The organism is Thermoactinomyces sp. CICC 10523, from assembly GCF_016055105.1.
GTDB lineage: Bacteria > Bacillota > Bacilli > Thermoactinomycetales > Thermoactinomycetaceae > Thermoactinomyces_A > Thermoactinomyces_A daqus.
The window spans coordinates 1-574 of the sequence record NZ_JAECVX010000051.1 but is presented as its reverse complement, the minus strand read 5'-3'; the positions used below and the strand labels follow the sequence as shown (position 1 = coordinate 574).

The 574-nt window shown below is 51.9% G+C and carries 1 protein-coding gene; it reads right to left on the bottom strand.

Features of this window, described 5'->3' with window-relative positions:
• On the bottom strand, positions 1-574 hold a 574-nt coding region (locus I8U19_RS17140), incomplete at both ends, for an IS256 family transposase (protein WP_198056628.1).

The following is a 574-nucleotide window of genomic DNA, read 5'->3' as shown; positions in this document are numbered from 1 at the left end:
TCCAAGTACTCGGTCATGTCCAAGTACTTTCTACCACTGGCCCATTTTTCGTCCACTTCCATCAGTAGTGCTCCCAGCAAACGCAACGCGGAAGCTCGATTCGGAAAGATCCGAATCACCCGTTCCCGGCGGCGTACCTCTTCGTTCAGCCTTTCCAGGCTGTTGGTCGTACGAAGTCGTTTTCGGTACTTTTCTGGCAAAGATAGTACAGCCATGGCATCCTCAATACCAGCTTCCAGAATGCTCATTGCTTTTGGAGCTTTCGTTTCAAAGTCCTCAAGCACACGATTCACAAGAATCCGGGCCGTCTCCGGATCGGGAGCATCCAAACATGCCCGTACCCGGGCATGCAAATCCCCACGCCAAGCTTTAGGTGTGGCATCCAACAGGTTTCTCAAAAAATGCGTTTGGCATCGTTGCCAAGTCACTCCTTGAAAATGCTGGCGAATCGAACGAATCAAGCCGGCATGGTGATCTGAAACCACCAGATCCACCCCACAAAGCCCGCGGCTTTTCAACCAGCTGAAAAACTCGTTCCAACTGGCTTCAGACTCACTGTCCCCCAGCATCAAGC